We start from the raw sequence: 20,185 nt of genomic DNA, 5'->3' as shown, positions 1-20,185 counted from the left end.
GATTGTCCTCCCGCGTGAACCGGAGGCTGGTTAGCGCGCGAATGCCACCCGCTCAAGCGCGGTGCGGTGCCGCTCCGCCGATCGAGGACGTTATCTGCTCGGCTGCGCGCATCACCAGCGGGCCGAATTCGCCGAGCCGTTGCGATGTCAGCCGCACCGTCGGGCCTGAGATCGACACTGCTGCGATGGTTTCTCCCAACTCGTTATAGATGGGAGCTGCGATGCACCGCATGCCGGGCGTGCGCTCCTCGTCGTCGATCGCCCAACCGCGTTCGCGGCTCTCCGCCAGTTCCGTAAACAACTCCGCCGGATCGACGCGGGTTTTCTCCGTAAACCGTTGCAGGCCCTTTGAATAAAGGATCTGCTTCACGCGCGCTTCGGGAAAGCCTGCGAGCAGCGCCTTGCCGACGCCGGAGGCGTGCATCAGGCTGCGCGAGCCGGCGCGGAAGAAAGCGCGCAGCGTGTTGTGGCTTTCGATCTGCGAGATGAAAACCACCTCGCCATTATCCTCGATGCCGAGATTGATGGTCTCGCCGGTCTGCTCCATCAACTGGCGCATCACCTCGCGGCCCATCCCGGCGAGGCGGCGGTTGCGCAGGAAAGTCATGCCGGTCTTGAAGGCATCGACGCCGATCAGCCATAGCCCGCGCTCCTCGTCGTGCATCGCGAAGCGATGCGCCTCGAGCGTGAACAGGAGGCGGTGCACGGTGGAGGGAGCAAGGCCCGACCGTTGTGCGAGATCGGTCAGCGTCAGCCCGTCGGCCTCCGAGATCAGCCGCAGCAATGCAAGTCCACGGTCCAGCGCCTGGATCGATCCAGCTTTTGCGGGATTGAAGTTACGCGGCCGTCCTCGCTTGCGGTGGTCTACCGTGCTCATCCGATCTCAACTCCAAGCTATCTCTTGCTTCGTATATTACGGAAACATTTTTTATAATGAAATCCGATTAGTCGATTTATAAATTCAACTAATTGATATTATAGGAAAAAATATACATAGACAAAACTGGAAAAATATTCTGAAATGAGTTGACGACGGAAGCCTTTTGGCATTCTGTATACCAGATAGAAGAAATATTCAGGGAGATGCCGTTATGGCCCGTATGAGAGCAGTAGACGCCGCTGTTGCCGTTCTGGAGAAGGAAGGCATCGTTCAGGCGTTTGGCGTTCCGGGAGCGGCTATCAACCCGCTGTACTCGGCGATGAAAAAGAGCGGCGGGATCAAGCACGTGCTCGCTCGTCACGTCGAAGGCGCCTCTCACATGGCCGAGGGCTATACCCGCACCAAGCCCGGCAACATCGGCGTCTGCCTCGGCACCTCCGGTCCCGCCGGCACTGACATGATTACCGGCCTTTATTCGGCCAGCGCGGATTCGATTCCGATTCTTTGCGTCACCGGACAGGCGCCGCGCGCGCGCCTCTACAAGGAAGACTTCCAGGCCGTCGACATCGAGTCGATCGCCAAGCCCGTCACCAAATGGGCGGTGACGGTGCGCGAACCGGCTTTGGTGCCGCGCGTGTTCCAGCAGGCCTTCCACATCATGCGTTCGGGCCGTCCGGGTCCGGTGCTGATCGACTTGCCGTTCGACGTGCAGGTGGCCGAGATCGAATTCGACATAGAGACCTACGAGCCGCTGCCGGTCTACAAGCCGTCGGCGACCCGCAAGCAGATCGAGAAGGCGCTTGAGATGCTCAACGCCGCCGAGAAGCCGCTAATCGTCGCCGGTGGCGGCATCATCAGCGCCGGCGCCTCCGACCTTCTGGTGCAGTTCGCCGAGACGCTGAACGTGCCGGTGATCCCGACCCTGATGGGGTGGGGTTCGATTCCGGACGATCACGTGCTGATGGCTGGCATGGTCGGCCTGCAGACCAGCCACCGCTATGGCAACAAGACCATGCTGGAGTCCGATTTCGTGCTCGGCATCGGCAATCGCTGGGCCAACCGCCACACCGGCTCGGTCGAGACCTACACCAAGGGCCGCAAGTTCGTTCACGTCGACATCGAGCCGACCCAGATCGGGCGCGTGTTCAATCCCGATTTCGGCATCGTTTCCGACGCCAAGGCGGCGCTGGAATTGTTCGTCGCGGTCGCGAAAGAATGGAAGAAGGCCGGCAAGCTCAAGGAGCGCCAGGCTTGGCCCGCCGCCTGCCAGGATCGCAAGCGCACCATGCTGCGCAAGAGCCATTACGACAACGTGCCGATCAAGCCGCAGCGCGTCTATGAGGAGATGAGCAAGGCCTTCGGACGCGATACCTGCTACGTCAGCGTCATCGGCCTGTCGCAGATCGCGGGCGGCCAGTTCCTCGGCGTCTACAAGCCGAACCACTGGATCAACGCCGGTCAGGCCGGTCCGCTCGGCTGGACGCTGCCCGCCGCTCTCGGCGTGCGTGCGGCCGATCCGGATCGTGAGATCGTGGCGCTGTCGGGCGACTACGACTTCCAGTTCCTGATCGAGGAGCTGGCGGTGGGTGCGCAGTTCAAGCTGCCCTACATCCACGTCCTCGTGAATAACTCCTATCTGGGCCTGATCCGCCAGTCGCAGCGCGGCTTCGATATGGATTATCAGGTGCAGCTCTCGTTCGACAACGTCAACACACCCGAGATCGGCGAATACGGCGTCGACCACATCAAGGTCGCGGAAGGCCTCGGCTGCAAGGCAATCCGCGTGACCGATCCGAAGGATGCGCAGGCTGCGTTTGCGCAGGCCCGCAAGTGGATGAAGGAGTTCAGCGTGCCGGTTGTGGTCGAGTTCATTCTCGAGCGCGTGACCAACATCTCCATGGGCACCGAGATCGACAACGTCGTCGAGTTCGAGGAGGTCCTCGACCTTCCGCTTGACGAAGTGCCGGCAGGTAAGGGTAATCCTCGCAAGCTGCAGCCCGTCTAGGCTGCAGTGGCGATCCCGCAACCTGTTACAAACTGGAAATGAAGGAGGGCGCTTTGCCGCGCTTTGCAGCCAATCTCACAATGTTGTTCAACGAAGTCCCGTTCATGGAGCGCTTCGCCGCTGCGGCGAAGGCTGGCTTCAAGGGCGTTGAATACCTGTTTCCCTACGATTTCCCGGCCGAGGAGCTGGCCAAGCAGCTCTCGACGCACGGTCTGACGCAAGTTCTTCACAATCTGCCCGCGGGCGATTGGGGCAAGGGCGAGCGTGGCATCGCGATCTTCCCGGACCGCGTTGACGAGTTCAAGGCCGGTGTGACCAAGGCGATCGCTTACGCCAAGGCGCTGAAGTGCGGCCAGCTCAACTGCCTGGTCGGCGTGATGCCGCAGGGCGCTGACGCCAAGAAGCATCACGATACGCTGGTGTCGAACCTGAAGTTCGCGGCTTCCGCGCTGAAGAACGAAGGTATCAAGCTGTTGATCGAGCCGATCAACACCCGCGACATTCCGGGCTTCTTCCTGACCCATACCAAGCAGGCGATCGACCTCATCGCCGAGGTCGGTTCGGACAACCTGTACGACCAGTACGATATTTATCACATGCAGATCATGGAGGGCGATCTGGCCCGCACGATCGAGGCCAACCTGGCCAAGATCGCGCACATCCAGCTTGCGGACAATCCGAACCGCAACGAGCCGGGCACGGGCGAGATCAACTATCCCTTCCTGTACGAGTTCATCGACAAGATCGGTTACAAGGGCTGGATCGGAGCCGAGTACAAGCCTAAGACCAACACGGTCGCAGGGCTTGGCTGGTTGCCGAAGTAAAAAGCCTGCCGCCATCCTCATAGAGATTAGGGAGTTTTTCGATGTCTAAGAAACTGGGCTTCATCGGATTGGGCACGATGGGTGCACCGATGGCCGGTCATCTGATCGCCGCCGGTCACGAGGTTCACCTCTACACCATCGAAGGTGTGCCGGCCGATCTCGCCAAGAAGGGCAAGGTTGCCAAGAGCGCCGCCGAGGTGGCGAAGAACGCCGACATCATCATCATCATGGTGCCGGATACGCCGCACGTTGAATCCGTGCTGTTCGGAGAGAACGGCGTCGCCGAGCATCTTGCCAAGGGCAAGATCGTTGTCGACATGAGCTCGATCTCGCCGATCGAAACCAAGAAGTTCGCCGCCAAGGTCGAGAAGCTTGGTGCGCGTTATCTCGATGCGCCGGTCTCCGGTGGCGAAGTCGGCGCCAAGGCTGCCTCGCTCACCATCATGGTCGGCGGTCATGACGAAGACTTCGCGACCGTGAAGCCGTACTTCGAGCTGATGGGCAAGAACATCACTCACGTCGGCGGCAACGGCGACGGCCAGACCACCAAGGTCGCAAACCAGATCATCGTCGCGCTGAACATCGAGGCGGTTGCGGAAGCGCTGATCTTCGCATCGAAGGCGGGCGCCGATCCGGCCAAGGTGCGTCAGGCGCTGATGGGTGGTTTTGCTTCGTCGCGCATCCTCGAAGTGCACGGCGAGCGCATGATCAAGCGCACGTTCGATCCGGGCTTCCGCATCGAGCTGCACCAGAAGGATCTCAACCTCGCGCTGCAGGGCGCCAAGGCGCTCGGCGTGGCATTGCCGAACACCGCGATGGCGCAAGAGCTGTTCAACACCTGTGCGGCCAATGGCGGCAAGGCGTGGGATCACTCCGGCATGGTGAAGGCGCTCGAGCTGATGGCCAACCACGCGGTCGCCGGCAAGAAGTAATTCGATATCGGACATCCGGGGCTCCGGCCCCGGATGTCCGCAGAACAATAATTTAGGAGGGGTCCATGAAAGTTTGTATTTTCGGTGCTGGCGCGATCGGCGGCTACATGGCCGTGATGATGAAACGTGGCGGCGTCGATGTTTCGCTCGTCGCGCGCGGACCCCACCTTGCCGCCATCAAGGCCAATGGCCTGAAGGTCGTGTTCAAGGACAAGGAGTTGTCGGCAGCCATGCCGGCGACCAACGATCCCAAGGAATTGGGCCCTCAGGATTACATCATCATCGCGCTGAAGGCGCATCAGGCCTGGGAGTCTGTCGATCAGCTCAAGCCGTTGCTCGGCCCGAATACGGTGGTCGTCACCGCGCAGAACGGGGTGCCGTGGTGGTATTTCTACGGCCTCGACGAGAAGTTCGCCGATCTGCGGCTCAAGAGCGTCGATCCCGGTAACCGCCAGTGGAATGCGATCGGTCCGCAGCGCGTGATTGGTGCGACCGTCTATCCGGCCACCGAAATCACCGAGCCGGGCGTCATCAAGCACATCTATGGCGACCAGTTCGGCCTCGGCGAGCCGAACCGCCAGCCTAGCGCGCGCCTGACCGAATTCGCCGATGCGCTCACCGCGGGCGGGCTGAAGCCGCGCCTGTATGACGACATCCGCGACGATATCTGGATCAAGCTGTGGGGCAACCTGTGCTTCAATCCGCTGTCCGCGCTGACCCATGCCACGCTCGACATCGTCGCGACCGATCCCGGCACGCGCGCTGTCGCCAAGAACATGATGCTCGAAGCCCAGCAGATCGGTCAGCACTTCGGCGCCCATTTTCGTGTCGACGTTGAGCGCCGCATCAACGGCGCCGCCGGTGTCGGCGCGCACCGCACCTCGATGCTGCAGGACCTCGACAAGAAGCGGCCGCTGGAGATCGATGCGCTCCTCACGTCGGTGCAGGAGATGGGGCATCTGGCCAATGTGAAGACGCCGTATATCGATACGGTGCTGGCGCTGGTGCAACAGATGGGCCGCTCCAACGGCGTCTATCCGACTTTCCCGGAAGAAGTCCGCACCCCCGAAGCGGTCACGGCCTGATTTGATATTCCGTATGCCGGACACCCATCCGGCATACGGCGCCTCTCCCTGCGATCGTCCGTTTTCGCGCACGTGTCGTGCAGGATATATTTATTTGCAGCCTGAATCGGATTATCTGAAACCATGATCGTCCCCAAGATTATCCTGGCTGCTGACGGAAGGATTTGATGATGAGCCGTAATCGGCGCGCGAAGATTGTTGCGACGCTAGGCCCGGCGAGTTCCTCGCCTGAGATGATCCGCAAACTCTATGATGCCGGCGTCGATATGTTCCGGCTCAATTTCAGCCACGGCAGCCATGACGATCATCGCGCGCGCTATGAAGCGATCCGCGCGGTCGAGCGCGATGTCGGTACGCCGATCGCGATCTTGCAGGATTTGCAGGGTCCGAAAATCCGCCTTGGGCCGCTGGAAGGCGGCAAGCGCGAGCTGACCAATGGCAGCACGGTGCGCTTCGTCTGCAGCGCGACGGCGAAGGGCAATGAATTGCCGCTGCCGCACAAGGAAGTGTTCGACGCCATCGTGCCGGGCAACCAGCTTCTGATCGATGACGGCAAGGTGCGCCTGTCGGCGACCGGGGTGGGCGAGGGGTATATCGAGGCCAAGGTGATTTCCGGCGGCATCGTCAGCGATCGCAAGGGCGTCAACCTGCCGGATACGATTTTGGCGTTGTCGCCGATCACCGAAAAGGATCGTGTCGATCTCGCCTTCGGTCTTGAACTCGGGGTGGACTGGGTCGCGTTCTCGTTCGTGCAGCGTGCCTCCGACCTGATCGAGGCGCACACGCTGGTCGGCGGACGTGCCGGTGTGATGTCGAAGATCGAAAAGCCGGCGGCGATGTCGGTGATCGAGGATATCGTGGCGCTGTCGGATTCCATCATGGTGGCACGCGGCGATCTCGGCGTGGAAATCCCGCCGGAAGACGTGCCGGGCGCTCAGAAGGATCTGGTGCGGTTGTGCCGCCTGGCGGGCAAGCCGGTCATCATCGCGACCCAGATGCTGGAGTCGATGATCTATACGCCGACGCCGACGCGCGCGGAATCCTCCGACGTCGCGACTGCGATCTATGATGGCTCCGATGCGGTGATGCTGTCGGCCGAATCCGCTTCGGGGCAGTTTCCGGTTCAGGCGGTCCAGACGATGGATCGCATCATCCGCCGCACCGAGCAGCACAAGGCCTATCGCAATATCGTCGAGGCTTTGCATCCGCAGGTTGAGCCGCTGCCGCAGCACGCGATCGCGGCGGCGGCCGCGGAAGTCGCCGATTCCATCGGTGCGGCCTGCATCGTGGCCTTCACCTCGAGCGGCGCCACCGCCTATCGGATCGCGCGCCAGCGCTCTCCGACGCCGATCCTAAGCGTGACGCCGAACGAATCCACCGCCCGCCAGCTTTCCTGGCTGTGGGGCTCGACGAGCATGCGTTCGGACGATATTTCATCGTATGACGAAATGGTGAGCCATGCGGTCCACCATGCCAAGGACAGCGGGCTTGCGAAGGACGGCGACTGCATCGTCGTGGTCGCGGGCGTGCCGTTCGGCAAGTCTGGCTCGACTAACAATCTGCGCGTCGTGACCGTCTGACCGGTCGCGATCGCCATAAAGCGTAAGAGTAGAGGAAACGATGACACAGTGGATTCGATATCGCGCGAACGGCAAGGTGGGCTTCGGCACGCTGAGCGGGGACACCATCGCCGAGCACAGCGGCGACATGTTCGCCTCGCCCAAGGCCACCGGACAGACGCTCAAGCTCGCGAGCGTCGAAGTGTTGCCGCCGTCCGAGCCGACAAAGGTGATCGCGCTGTGGAATAACTTCCGCGAACTCGCCGCCAAGCTGAAGCAGTCGATTCCGCCGGAGCCGCTTTATCTGATGAAGGCGAATTCCAGCATCTCATCGCCGAACACCACCATCAAGCGGCCGAAGTCCTATTCCGGCAAGGTCGTCTACGAGGGCGAGCTCGGTATCGTCATCGGCAAGACCTGCACCAATGCCTCGGAAGACGAAGCCGCGAAGGCGATCTTCGGCTACACCTGCGTCAATGATATCACGGCCGCGGAAATCATCTCGAAGGATGAAAGCTTCGCCCAGTGGGTGCGCGCCAAGAGCTTCGACGGGTTCGGCCCGTTCGGCCCGGTGATCGCGACCGGCATCGATCCCACCAAGGAATCGGTTCGCCTTGTCCTCAACGGCGCGGAGCGGCAGAACTACAAGCTCTCCGACATGATCTTCCCGCCGCACAAGCTCGTCAGCCTGCTGTCGCACGACATGACGCTAAACCCCGGCGACCTGATCTGCTGCGGCACCTCGATTGGTGTCGGTACGATGAAGGAGCCGACCAACACCATGGACGTGACGATCGAAGGCATTGGTACGCTCCACAACGTGTTTGCGAACTGACGGCCGGTTTTCGCCCAAGCGGGATGCAGCCACATTAAAAAAGCCGCCTGCGATTGCAGGCGGCTTTTTTTGATTCAGAAAGAAGAGGCGGCTTATTCGAAGATGCCGTCGCTGTGGGCGGCCACGTAGTCGGCGAGGCCGAGCGTATGGTCGCGCGACAGGATCACGGCGCGCTCGGTGTCGCGCTTTTCGATCGCATCGATGATGCCCAAATGATCCACGATCGAACGCGAGGCGCGATCGTCGCGGCCGATGGTGATCTGGCGCAAGCCGCGCACATGCAGCAGGATCTGCTCGGTCATGTCGACCAGCACCTGCGAGCCGGACAGTTTCACGATGGTCTGGTGAAACAGGATGTTGGCCGAAGAATATTCGCTGAGGTGATCGGAAGGCTTGTGGCCGTCGTCGAACCCACGGAACAGGCGACGCAGGCCGGCAATGGCTTCATCGCTTGCGTGCAGGGTGGCGAGGCGGGCGGCCATGCTTTCCAGCGCGGCCCAGGCTTGGATCATGTCGATGACTTCGCGCTTGGTCTTCTTCAGGACCATCACACCCTTGCGCGGCACCGATTTGACGAGACCCTCGTGCTCGAGCATCACGATGGCTTCCCGTACCGGAGTACGGCTGACGCCGAGCTGCTCGGAGAGTTGCCGTTCGTCGATCCATGCGGGCTCGGAGGACGCATAGATATCCATATCAAGGATAGCCTGCTTCAGAGCCTCGTAGGCGCGAGTTTTGAAAGTCTGCTCAGGTGCGAACCTGCCCACAACCAGCTCGGGAGCCGGCTTTGACAGGGGTGCCCGCTGGGCAATTGGTTTCACACGTTCCATCCCGGTATTATCTGGCATATGTCCTGCCGTATGCCAGTAACTGGCGCTTCAGTGAGTTTTAGGGTCCGATTCCTATTCTAGAGGGTCTTGACCCATAAAACCAAGGCCCCAGAAGGGGCCTTGGTCAGTCTTTTTTAAGCGGTTCGCTTTGCTGGCTTATTCCCTTTCAGGAGTTCCACCAGCGTGCTTCCGAGCCGGGCCGGGGAGGCCGAGACCGCGATCCCGGCGGCTTCCATGGCCGCGATCTTCGATTCCGCGTCGCCCTTGCCGCCCGCCACGATGGCGCCGGCATGGCCCATACGGCGCCCGGGAGGGGCCGTACGGCCGGCAATGAAGCCAACCATCGGCTTCTTACGGCCGCGCTTGGCCTCGTCCTTGAGGAACTGGGCCGCGTCTTCCTCGGCGGAACCGCCGATTTCACCGATCATGATGATCGATTCCGTCTTGTCGTCGGCGAGGAACATCTCCAGCACGTCGATAAACTCGGTGCCCTTGACCGGGTCGCCGCCGATGCCGACCGCCGTGGTCTGGCCAAAGCCGACCTGGGTGGTCTGGAACACGGCTTCGTAGGTCAGCGTGCCCGAACGGGACACGATGCCGACATTGCCCGGCTTGAAGATGTTGGTCGGCATGATGCCGATCTTGCACTCGCCTGCGGTCACGACGCCGGGGCAGTTGGGGCCCAGGAGGCGCGACTTCGAGCCGGAGAGGGCGCGCTTCACCCGCACCATGTCGAGCACCGGAATGCCCTCGGTGATGCAGACGATCAGCGGGATCTCCGCGTCGATGGCCTCGCAGATCGCGTCCGCAGCACCTGGCGGCGGAACGTAGACGACGGAGGCGTCCGCGCCGGTCTTGGCGCGGGCCTCGGCGACGCTGTCGAACACCGGCAGGCCGAGATGGGTCGAGCCGCCTTTGCCCGGCGAGGTGCCGCCGACCATCTTGGTGCCGTAAGCGATTGCCGCTTCGGAGTGGAAGGTGCCGTTCTTGCCGGTGAAGCCCTGGCAAATGACCTTCGTGTTTTTGTCGATCATAACTGACATTGGCTTACTTTCCCTTCACAGCCTTGACGATCTTCTGCGCGGCGTCGTCCAGATCGTCGGCTGGCAGAACGTTGAGGCCGCTTTCACGGATGATCTTCTTGCCTTCCTCGACGTTGGTACCTTCGAGGCGGACAACCAGCGGCACCTTCAGACCGACGGCCTTCACCGCGGCAACAACGCCGGCAGCGATGACGTCGCACTTCATGATGCCGCCGAAGATGTTGACGAGGATGCCCTTCACGTTCGGATCGGCAGTGATGATCTTGAACGCAGCGGTCACCTTCTCCTCGGAAGCGCCGCCACCGACGTCCAGGAAGTTGGCCGGGCTTTCGCCGTACAGCTTGATGATGTCGAGGGTCGCCATCGCAAGACCCGCGCCGTTCACCATGCAGCCGATGGTGCCATCAAGCGCGATGTAGGCGAGGTCGTACTTGGACGCTTCGATTTCCTTGGCGTCTTCCTCGGTCTCGTCACGCAGCGCCAGCACGTCAGGATGACGGTAGATGGCGTTGGAGTCGAACGACACCTTGGCGTCGAGGCAGCGCAGTTCGCCCTGCTTGGAGAGGATCAACGGATTGATCTCCAGCATCGACATGTCCTTGGCGACGAACGCCGCGTAGAGCTTGCTGACGAGGCCCTCGGCCTGCTTGGCCTGGTCGCCCTTCAGCTTCAGCGCCTGCGCGACCTTGCGGCCGTGGTGAGGCATGATGCCGGTCGCCGGATCGACCGAGAAGGTCACGATCTTCTCGGGGGTGTCGTGGGCGACCTTTTCGATGTCCATGCCGCCTTCGGTGGAAACCACGAAGGCGATACGGGAGGTCTCGCGGTCAACGAGGGCCGACAGGTAGAACTCCTTGTCGATGTCCGCGCCTTCCTCGAGATAGAGGCGGTTGACCTGCTTGCCCACGGGGCCGGTCTGCACCGTCACCAGGGTGGCGCCCAGCATCTGCTGGACGAAGGTCTTCACCTCGTCGACCGACTTTGCGAGCCGGACGCCGCCTTTGTCACCGGCAGAGGCTTCCTTGAACTTGCCCTTGCCGCGGCCGCCAGCGTGGATCTGGCTCTTGACCACCCACACCGGGCCGCCAAGTTCCTTGGCGGCAGCTTCGGCGTCGGAAGCCTTCAGGATCGGAATGCCCTTGGAAACGGGAACCCCGAATTCCTTCAGCACGGCTTTCGCTTGATACTCGTGGATATTCATTCGTCAGAACCCTTACTTGATGAGACCGGCGCCGCGCGCCCACTTGTACTTCGCACCGAGCACTTCCACCGGAAGCTCCGTCGAGTACGCGTAGGCAGGGATGCCATTCTGGTAGAGGTATTCGGAGGCTTCCTCGACTTCGACGTCGCCTGCCAGAGATGCGACCATCGGCTTCTCGAAGCCTTGGGCCTTCATCTCGTTCTTGATCTGCACCATGTTCTTCGCGAACACCATCGGCGGCGTCACGATCGTGTGCCAGTAGCCGAGGATCAGCGAGTGGATGCGATCGTCGGTGAGGCCGAGCTTCACGGTGTTGACGTAGGTGATCGGCGGCTCGCCACCGGTGATGTCGACCGGGTTACCGGACGCACCGAACGGCGGGATGAACTTGCGGAACGCCGCGTCGAGATCGGCAGGCATGGTCATCAGCGAGAGGCCGTTATCGACCACCGCGTCCGACAGCAGCACGCCCGAACCACCGGCACCCGTGATGATCAGGACGTTTTCGCCCTTCGGGGTCGGCAGCAACGGAACGCCGCGTGCGAACTCGAGGAGCTGGCGCAGCGAGCGGGCGCGGATCACGCCAGCCTGCTTGAAGACATCCTCGTAGATCTTGTCGTTGCCGGCGAGGGCGCCGGTGTGCGACGCCGCGGCCTTGGCGCCCGCGGAGGTGCGGCCACCCTTCAGCACGATAACCGGCTTCTTCTTGGACACCCGCCGGGCGGCATTCGCGAAGGCGCGGCCGTCCTTCAAGTCTTCGCAATGCATCGCGATGACGTTGGTGTTCTTGTCCTGCTCGAAGAAGGCGAGCAGATCGTCCTCGTCGATGTCCGACTTGTTGCCGAGACCGACGATCGCGGAGACACCCATCTTGGCCGAACGCGAGAAGCCGATGATCGCCATGCCGATGCCGCCGGACTGCGACGACAGCGCCGCCGAACCCTTGACGTCGAACGCGGTGCAGAACGTCGCGCAGAGATTGGCCGGGGTGTAATAGAAGCCGTAAATGTTCGGCCCCATCAGGCGGATGTCGTACTGCTTGCCGATCTTGACGATCTCTTCCTGAAGCTCAGGCTCGTTGGCTTCGGCGAAGCCCGACGGAATGAGAACGGCGCCGGGGATCTTCTTCTCGCCGCACTCCTTCAGAGCGCCGGCAACGAACTTCGCCGGGATCGCGAACACCGCGACGTCAACTTCGCCGGGAATGTCCTTGACGCTCTTGTAGGCCTTGTGGCCGAGGATGTCGGCGGCCTTCGGGTGCACCGGATAGATGTTGCCCTTGTAGCCGCCGTTGATGAGGTTCTTCATCACGGAGTTGCCGATTTTGCCGTCTTCGGCGGAAGCGCCGATGACCGCAACCGACTTCGGCATCATGATGCGGTTCATCGCCGTGACGATTTCCGAATCCGGACGCGGAGCCGGCTTCGGCTTGTAGTTGAAGTCGACGACGATGCGCACGTCGGCGGCAATCGCGTCTTTCTTGGTGGCGAACACCGGGTTGAGGTCGAGCTCGACGATTTCGGGGAAGTCGGTCACGAGCTGCGAGACGCCGACGATGATGTTGGCCAGCGCGTCACGGTTCACCGCATCGCCGCCGCGAACGCCGTGCAGCATTTCCTTGGCCTGAATGCCGTCGAGCATCGACAGCGCGTCTTCCTTGGTCGCGGGCGCCATGCGGAAGGTGATGTCCTTGAGCACTTCGACGAGAACGCCGCCGAGGCCGAAGGCCACGAGCTTGCCGAACGAATCGTCGGTGATCGAACCGATGATGACTTCGGTGCCGCCGGTCAGCATCTGCTGAACCTGGATGCCCTCGATCTTCGCGTCGGCCTTGTACTTCTTGGCGTTCGCCAGAATCTGGTCGTAAGCAGCCTTCGCAGCCGCGTCGTCCTTGACGCCGACCACGACACCGCCGGCTTCGGTCTTGTGCAGAATGTCGGGGGAGACGATCTTCATCACCACCGGATAACCCATGCCGCCTGCGAGCTTGGTCGCTTCGTCAGCGGACTTCGCCAGACCTTCGCCGGGGACGGCGATTCCATAGGCGTCACAAACCAGTTTGCCTTCCGGCGCAGTCAAGCTGTTGCGACCGTCGGCCTTGACCTTGTCAAGAACCTTGCGGACGGATGCTTTGTCGATTGCCATAAGTGAACTCCGATGTTTTCAACGTTGATCGTCGCGTCTGCCGGTGGCTACCGGCGTTGCTTCTTGTATCGAACGGGACGTTGCCGTCCGTTCAGATTGGTTTCCGAGGTTGATCCGCTGGCCGCTACGGCCATGTCAGAGCAATCGGCTTGTAATTCTTTCGCCGCCGCTTTTGCCGGGTGGCGTGGTCGTTTTCAAATGCTTTTGCCCGGTTGGCATTCCAAATATCAGGCGTGGCATACCGGATATTAGACATGCTTGATATCGGATTTGTCAAAGGCGGGAGCCCGCCGGAATTCCGGCGGGCCCGATTTTGATAGGGTTTTAAGCGGCCAACTGACCTGCGGCGTTTGGAAGCTGGCTGTTCATAACAACAGACTTGCGCCAGGGCTTCAACACCACAACGGCGAGCAGCGAGGCGAGGATGTTCGCACCTGCAGCAAGCAGGAAGACGCCATCCCAGCTACCCGTGGCCTGCTGCATGTAATTGCCGAACGGCACCAGAAGCGCCGCAAAGCCCTTCGCGGTGTAAAGCATACCCGCGTTGGTGGTTGCGAACTTCGAACCGAAGGTGTCGGTGCAGGCAGCGGGGAATAGGCTGTAAATTTCACCCCAGGCAAAGAACACGGTGCCGGTGAGAATCACGAACCACACCGGATCGTGGCCCCACATGTAAAGCGCCGCGATGCCGAGGCCTTCCAGGCCGAATGCGATGAACATGGTGTTCTCGCGGCCGATCTTGTCCGAGACCCAGCCGAAGGCCGGGCGGGTGAGGCCATTCAGCACGCGGTCGATTGTCGCTGCGAAGGTCACGGTGGTCATTGTCAGACCCATCAGGGTCACGGGCATGTTGGTGAGATGCCAGTCGGCAGCGATCGGCTTCAGGTTGGCAGTGACGAGCAGGCCGCCTGCGCCGACGATGACGAACATGAAATACATCAGCCAGAACACGCCGGTCTTGGCGACTTCGCTCGGGCCGTAGTCGCGGCGAGTCTGCTGGATGTTGGTGTTCACCACAGGCTGCGGCGTCTGGCCGGGCTTCGGCGCCATGATGAAGATCGCGAGGATCATGCAGATCACGCCCTGACCGATGCCGAAGTTGAAGAACGCAGCCTGGAAGCCGTCGTTCTTGATCATCGCCTGAATGGGAGCGACGGTGAGGGCAGAGCCAGCGCCGAAGCCAGCAGCGGTGATGCCCGCGCAAAGGCCGCGCTTGTCCGGAAACCACTTCAGCGCGTTACCGACGCAAGTGCCGTACACGGCGCCGGCGCCAACGCCAGCGATGATCTGGCCGATGTAGAAGCCGGTCAGCGACGTTGCGTAAGCATTGATAACCCAGCCGATGGCGCAGAAGGCGCCGCCCATCATGATGACGAGGCGCGGGCCGTATTTGTCGACGATCCAGCCTTCAACCGGCACGAGCCAGGTTTCGAACAGGACGAAAAGTGTGAAAGCCCACTGGATCGACGCGCGATCCCAGCCGAACTGCTTTTGGATGTCGGGGACGAAGAACGTCCATCCGTACTGAAGATTCGCGATCATCACCATGCAGCCGACGCCGATCGCTAGCTGAGTCCAGCGATAGCCGTCACTGACACGGGTGGCGCCATTACCTACCGATTCTGTCATAACATTCCTCCCAAAGCACCTTCTTTAGTCGAAGTGCGTGGGGTGATTTTGGTATATGATATGCCAATAGGCAAGAGGGTCGTGTTCAAAACTGCCTTGTTGTTCGCCGTTTTCGCAAATGCGAACTTGAGATCTGGACGAATACGTCCGCGTTACACATTACAATTACAGAAGAAATTTCCTCGTCCTTTTTTCTGGGGCGCGAAGGGCAGTCCTCGTGGATTCCGCATCGCAAAATTTCTGCTAGTCCCGGCATGTCGGAAGACATGTTTGCCGCGCGACATTTGGCCTGTCGCAAGGATTGGGCATGGTGACGCTTCCTCGTTGACAGTTGGTATTTAGTATGCCAATGAATTTTTCCAGCAACGATGGCGCATTTCATATGCGGTCTGTCGGATGCAATCTGGTTGTGGCGATCAGTGGAGTCCGCCTGCCTCGGCCGATATCTTCACCGCTTCGGCAGTGACGATTGGTTGCGGTACATGGCAGCCGACCACACGTTCACGGGCTAGATAGATCTGCAGCGGATGTAAAACCTCATCTTTGAGCCATGATTTTACGTACGACGATCCATCAACACGCAAACGGCTCGATCCTCGCGAGCTAGTCACCTCGATAGAAAACCGCGTGAAGCGGAATGAACCCTGGGAGGGTACTGATGTCAGTAGCAGCAGTAGCAAACGTTGATACCAATGCGGCAGAGCAGGAATTGACGGATGGCTTCCATCTCGTCATCGACGCGCTCAAGCTGAATGATATCAACACGATTTATGCAGTGCCGGGGATTCCGATTTCGGATCTTTGCCGCATGGCGCAGGGCGAGGGCATCCGTGTCATCTCGTTCCGCCACGAGCAGAACGCCGGCAACGCCGCCGCGATCGCCGGATATCTGACCAAGAAGCCCGGCATCTGCCTCACCGTTTCGGCTCCCGGCTTCCTCAACGGTCTGACCGCGCTGGCCAACGCCACCACCAACTGTTTCCCGATGATCCTGATCTCCGGCTCGTCCGAGCGCGAGATCGTCGACCTGCAGCAGGGCGACTACGAAGAAATGGATCAGCTCGCGATCGCCAAGCCGCTCTGCAAGGCGGCCTTCCGCGTGCTGCACGCGCAGGATGTCGGCATCGGTATCGCCCGCGCGATCCGCGCTGCATGCTCGGGCCGCCCTGGCGGCGTCTATCTCGACCTGCCGGCGAAGTTCTTCTCGCAGGTCATGACCGCGGAAGAGGGCAACAAGTCGCTCGTCAAGGTTATCGACCCCGCGCCGGAGCAGATTCCTGCGCCGCACGCCGTCAAGCGCGCGCTCGACGTTCTCAAGAGTGCCAAGCGTCCTCTGATCATTCTGGGCAAGGGCGCTTCCTACGCCCAGGTCGACGACAAGATCCGTGAGCTGGTCGAAAAGACCGGCATTCCGTTCCTGCCGATGTCGATGGCGAAGGGTATCCTGCCGGATACGCATCCGCAGTCGGCGGGTGCTGCGCGTTCGACCGTGCTGAAGGATTCGGACGTTGTGCTGCTGATCGGCGCACGCCTCAACTGGCTCCTGTCGCACGGCAAGGGCAAGAGCTGGGGCTCCGCGCCGAAGAAGTTCATCCAGATCGACATCGAGCCGAAGGAAATGGACTCGAACGTCGAGATCGTTGCTCCTCTCGTCGGCGATATCGGCTCCTGCGTGTCCGCGCTGCTCGGTGGTATCGACAGCAAGTGGGCGAAGGCACCGTCCGACTGGACCGGCGCCGTCAACGCCAAGAAGGAAGCCAACATCGCCAAGATGGCTCCGAAGCTGATGAACAACGCTTCGCCGATGAACTACCACAGCGCGCTCGGCGCGTTGCGTGATGTCATCAAGGTGCGGCCGGATGCGATCCTGGTCAATGAAGGCGCCAACACGCTCGACCTCGCACGCGGCATTATCGACATGTATCAGCCGCGCAAGCGTCTCGATGTCGGCACCTGGGGTGTCATGGGCATCGGCATGGGCTTCGCCGTGGCGGCCGCAGTCGAGACCGGCAAGCCGGTTCTCGCTGTCGAGGGCGACAGTGCCTTCGGTTTCTCCGGCATGGAGGTGGAGACGATCTGCCGCTACAACCTGCCGGTCTGCGTCGTGATCTTCAACAACAACGGCATCTATCGCGGCACCGACGTCAATCCGACGGGCGGGGCGGATGTTGCGCCGATGGTGTTCGTGAAGGACGCTCGCTACGACAAGATGATGGAAGCGTTCGGTGGTGTCGGCGCTCATGTGACGACGCCGGATGAACTGAAGCGTGCCGTCAGCGCCGCGATGGATTCCGGCAAGCCGACCCTCATCAACGCGGTGATCGATCCGGCGGCGGGTACCGAGAGCGGCAACATCGGCAGCCTCAACCCGCAGAGCGTGGTTGTGAAGAAGAAATGAGTGATAACCCCGGCGCTGCTTCCTCCGGGGAGTGGCGCCGGGACCAACGGCCAATAAGAATCAACTGGAGGAAGCTATGACGAAGGCGCTCAACGGGGTCCGTATTCTGGACTTTACTCACGTTCAATCAGGACCGACTTGTACTCAGTTGCTCGCGTGGTTCGGCGCGGACGTTATCAAGGTTGAGCGTCCCGGCACCGGCGACATTACCCGCGGTCAGCTTCAGGATGTCCCGAACGCGGACAGCCTCTACTTCACGATGCTGAACCACAACAAGCGCTCTCTCACGCTCGACGCGAAGAACCCGAAGGGCAAGGAAGTCCTGACCGCGCTCATGAAGAGCTGCGATGTCATGGTCGAGAACTTCGCTCCCGGCGTGCTGGATCGCATGGGCTTCTCCTGGGAGAACATCCAGAAGATCAACCCGAAGCTGATCGTCGCTTCGATCAAGGGCTTCGGCCCCGGTCCGTTCGAGGACTGCAAGGTTTACGAAAACGTCGCGCAGTGCACTGGCGGTTCGGCTTCGACCACGGGCTTCCGTGATGGACTGCCGCTCGTGACCGGCGCCCAGATCGGCGACAGCGGCACCGGCCTGCATCTCGCCCTCGGCATCGTCACCGCCCTTTATCACCGCACCCATTCGGGCAAGGGCCAGCGCGTCACCGTCGCGATGCAGGATAGCGTGCTCAACCTTTGCCGCGTCAAGCTGCGCGACCAGCAGCGCCTCGCTCACGGCCCGCTCAAGGAATACAGCCAGTTCGGCGAAGGCATCCCATTCGGCGATGCGACCCCGCGCGCCGGCAACGATTCCGGTGGTGGCCAGCCGGGCCGCATCCTGAAGTGCAAGGGCTGGGAAACCGACCCGAACGCCTACCTCTACTTCATCACCCAGGCTCCGGTCTGGGAGAAGATCTGCGATGTGATCGGCGAGCCGACCTGGAAGACCGACCCGAACTACGCCAAGCCGGCCGCTCGTCTGCCGCGCCTGAACGAGATCTTCGGACGCATCGAACAGTGGACCATGACCAAGACCAAGTTCGAGTGCATGGACATCCTCAACAAGGTCGACATTCCGTGCGGCCCGATCCTGTCGATGAAGGAAATCTCCGAGGACAAGTCGTTGTATGCGACCGGCACTCTCGTCGAGGTCGATCACCCGACCCGTGGCAAGTACATCTCGGTCGGCAATCCGATCAAGCTGTCCGACAGCCCGGCGGAAGTCGTCCGCTCGCCGCTGCTGGGTGAGCACACCGACGAAATCCTGCGCGACGTTCTGAAGTTTTCCGAGAGCCAGATCGGCGATATCCGCTCGTCCGGCGCGCTCGGCGAAGTTCCGCTCGCCGCTGAGTAATTAAGGTCTCTCCCCCGAGGATGACCTGGCCGGGGCTAAGCCCCGGCCTTTTTTTATTTCTGCATGACTTCTGATTTCCTCGCGTTGCGATGCAACGTGACTGTGCGATTTTCCGCACTCGATATTCCGTGACGCAGCAATTGCGATGCATCTTTAAACGATAGTGGCAAGCCGCAACGGTTGCGTTTTTCTGTCGCAGCCTTATCAAGCGATGTCTAATTTTCGTGAGAGAGAGCGGGTGATGGCCATGTCGAACGGATTGATCTCCAAAAAGACTTTGATTGCGGCGGCTTCTGCGGCCGTACTGGCATTTGCCGCCAATCCGGCGGTGGCAAAGGACATTGTTTTCGGCGCGTCTGTGCAGTTGACCGGCCCGGTCGCCAACACCGGCCGCTACTATCGCGACGCCTATGAGCTTGCGATCGAGAAGATCAATGCAGCCGGCGGCGTGAAGGTCGGCAACGAAAAGCGCAAGGTCGTTCTGAAGATTTATGACAACCAGTCCGATGTGAATTTGAGCGTGCGGCAGTACACCCAGCTCGTTTCGCAGGACAAGGTTGATTTCCTGCTCGGGCCGTTCGCCAGCAACTTCGCGCTGGCCGACTCCGCCGTCTCGGAAAAGTACAAGATTCCGATGGTGCAGGGCGGTGGCGCTTCGGACCAGATCTTCGCCCGTAAATTCAAGTATATCTTCGGCACGCTGGCGCCCGCCAGCAACTACTTCGGTTCCACCATCGAGATGATGAAGGGTCTGAAGCCTGCGCCGAAGTCAGTGGCGTTGCTGTACGCCGACGATTCCTTCGACGTGTCGGTGGGTGACGGCACCCGGCCGAAGCTGAAGGCGGCGGGTTTCGACATCGTGATGGACGAGCGCTACAGCACCAACGCGACCGACTTCAACTCGCTGTTGTCGCAGATCCGCAGCAAGAACGTCGACGCGGTGCTGGTCGCGGGTCACGAGACTGAAATTCTCAACTTCGTTCGCCAGGCCAAGAGCCTGACGGTTGCGCCGAAGATGTATTCGTTCACGGTCGGCGTGCCGAGCGAGGATTTCCGCAAGGCACTCGGCAAGGATGCCGACTACGCTTTCGGCATGACGGCCTGGCTGCCTTCGGCTGATCTGAAGGACCGCTGGTTCGGTGACGCGGCGAAGTTCGAGGCTGAGTACAAGACCAAGTTCAACTATGAGCCGGACTATCACGCCGCTTCCGGTGCCGCCGACGTCGAGGCGCTGGTTCAGGCGATCGAGGATGTCGGTTCGACCGATCCTGCGAAGGTTCGCGATGCGCTCGCCAAGGTGAAGTTCGACAGCATCTATGGTCCGATCGCGTTTGGCGCAAACGGCCAGATCGATCTGCCGCAGACCGTGATTCAGGTGCAGGGCGACAAGCTGGTTGCGATCCATGGCACCAAGGGTGCGATCAACCCCGCGAAGTACCCGATGCCGGCCTGGAATGCGCGCTAAGCC

General features: G+C 61.0%; 15 protein-coding genes. 9 read left to right on the top strand and 6 right to left on the bottom strand.

Annotated features, from left to right (window positions below; translation table 11 throughout):
• Window positions 1-52: 52 nt before the first annotated feature.
• Window positions 53-877, bottom strand: a complete 825-nt coding sequence (bhcR, locus tag AC1RNA_RS13800; protein ID WP_009339081.1) for an HTH-type transcriptional regulator BhcR — start codon at window positions 875-877, stop codon at window positions 53-55.
• Window positions 878-1,091: 214 nt separating this feature from the next.
• On the opposite strand from bhcR, the gene gcl reads away from it, so the two are divergent.
• The 6 genes from gcl to AC1RNA_RS13770 all read left to right on the top strand — a co-directional run bounded on the left by gcl (window position 1,092) and on the right by AC1RNA_RS13770 (window position 8,120).
• Window positions 1,092-2,885 (top strand): glyoxylate carboligase, encoded by a 1,794-nt coding sequence (gene gcl, locus AC1RNA_RS13795; protein ID WP_492951464.1) that lies wholly within the window; start codon window positions 1,092-1,094, stop codon window positions 2,883-2,885.
• A gap of 53 nt (window positions 2,886-2,938) precedes the next feature.
• Window positions 2,939-3,709: a hydroxypyruvate isomerase gene (gene hyi / locus AC1RNA_RS13790; RefSeq protein WP_492951463.1), complete on the top strand. Its 771-nt coding sequence runs from the start codon at window positions 2,939-2,941 to the stop codon at window positions 3,707-3,709.
• Window positions 3,710-3,750: 41 nt separating this feature from the next.
• A complete protein-coding gene (gene glxR, locus AC1RNA_RS13785) occupies window positions 3,751-4,641 on the top strand; it encodes a 2-hydroxy-3-oxopropionate reductase (protein ID WP_009339088.1) in 891 nt (296 codons plus the stop codon).
• A gap of 65 nt (window positions 4,642-4,706) precedes the next feature.
• The gene (locus AC1RNA_RS13780) at window positions 4,707-5,726 is read left to right on the top strand and encodes a 2-dehydropantoate 2-reductase (protein ID WP_009339090.1); all 1,020 of its coding nucleotides are present in this window, start codon (window positions 4,707-4,709) and stop codon (window positions 5,724-5,726) included.
• Window positions 5,727-5,896: 170 nt separating this feature from the next.
• Window positions 5,897-7,306, top strand: a complete 1,410-nt coding sequence (pyk, locus tag AC1RNA_RS13775) for a pyruvate kinase (protein ID WP_009339092.1) — start codon at window positions 5,897-5,899, stop codon at window positions 7,304-7,306.
• Between the two features lie 40 nt (window positions 7,307-7,346).
• Window positions 7,347-8,120, top strand: coding sequence for a fumarylacetoacetate hydrolase family protein (locus AC1RNA_RS13770; protein WP_009339094.1), 774 nt, complete (start codon window positions 7,347-7,349; stop codon window positions 8,118-8,120).
• Between the two features lie 92 nt (window positions 8,121-8,212).
• On the opposite strand, the gene AC1RNA_RS13765 is transcribed toward AC1RNA_RS13770, so the two are convergent.
• The 5 genes from AC1RNA_RS13765 to oxlT all read right to left on the bottom strand — a co-directional run bounded on the left by AC1RNA_RS13765 (window position 8,213) and on the right by oxlT (window position 14,968).
• Window positions 8,213-8,968 (bottom strand): GntR family transcriptional regulator, encoded by a 756-nt coding sequence (locus tag AC1RNA_RS13765; protein ID WP_198007808.1) that lies wholly within the window; start codon window positions 8,966-8,968, stop codon window positions 8,213-8,215.
• Window positions 8,969-9,084: 116 nt separating this feature from the next.
• Window positions 9,085-9,993, bottom strand: coding sequence for a succinate--CoA ligase subunit alpha (sucD, locus tag AC1RNA_RS13760; RefSeq protein ID WP_009339098.1), 909 nt, complete (start codon window positions 9,991-9,993; stop codon window positions 9,085-9,087).
• A gap of 4 nt (window positions 9,994-9,997) precedes the next feature.
• On the bottom strand, window positions 9,998-11,194 hold the full coding sequence (sucC, locus tag AC1RNA_RS13755) for an ADP-forming succinate--CoA ligase subunit beta (protein ID WP_492951462.1): 1,197 nt from the start codon (window positions 11,192-11,194) through the stop codon (window positions 9,998-10,000).
• A gap of 12 nt (window positions 11,195-11,206) precedes the next feature.
• Window positions 11,207-13,339, bottom strand: a complete 2,133-nt coding sequence (locus AC1RNA_RS13750) for an acetate--CoA ligase family protein (protein ID WP_009339103.1) — start codon at window positions 13,337-13,339, stop codon at window positions 11,207-11,209.
• Between the two features lie 324 nt (window positions 13,340-13,663).
• The gene (gene oxlT / locus AC1RNA_RS13745; RefSeq protein ID WP_492951461.1) at window positions 13,664-14,968 is read right to left on the bottom strand and encodes an oxalate/formate MFS antiporter; all 1,305 of its coding nucleotides are present in this window, start codon (window positions 14,966-14,968) and stop codon (window positions 13,664-13,666) included.
• A 658-nt stretch (window positions 14,969-15,626) separates the two neighbouring features.
• Between oxlT and oxc the strand changes: the two genes are divergently transcribed.
• From oxc to AC1RNA_RS13730, 3 genes are all read left to right on the top strand, one after another.
• The gene (gene oxc / locus AC1RNA_RS13740) at window positions 15,627-17,366 is read left to right on the top strand and encodes an oxalyl-CoA decarboxylase (RefSeq protein WP_492951460.1); all 1,740 of its coding nucleotides are present in this window, start codon (window positions 15,627-15,629) and stop codon (window positions 17,364-17,366) included.
• Between the two features lie 76 nt (window positions 17,367-17,442).
• Complete coding sequence (gene frc, locus AC1RNA_RS13735; protein WP_009339109.1) at window positions 17,443-18,717, top strand: formyl-CoA transferase; 1,275 nt, start codon at window positions 17,443-17,445, stop codon at window positions 18,715-18,717.
• 247 nt (window positions 18,718-18,964) lie between these two features.
• A complete protein-coding gene (locus AC1RNA_RS13730) occupies window positions 18,965-20,182 on the top strand; it encodes an amino acid ABC transporter substrate-binding protein (RefSeq protein ID WP_492951459.1) in 1,218 nt (405 codons plus the stop codon).
• Window positions 20,183-20,185: the final 3 nt, after the last annotated feature.

It is taken from the genome of Afipia sp. GW821-FHT14H12 (assembly GCF_058803465.1).
This window is presented reverse-complemented; position numbering and strand designations above follow the sequence as displayed.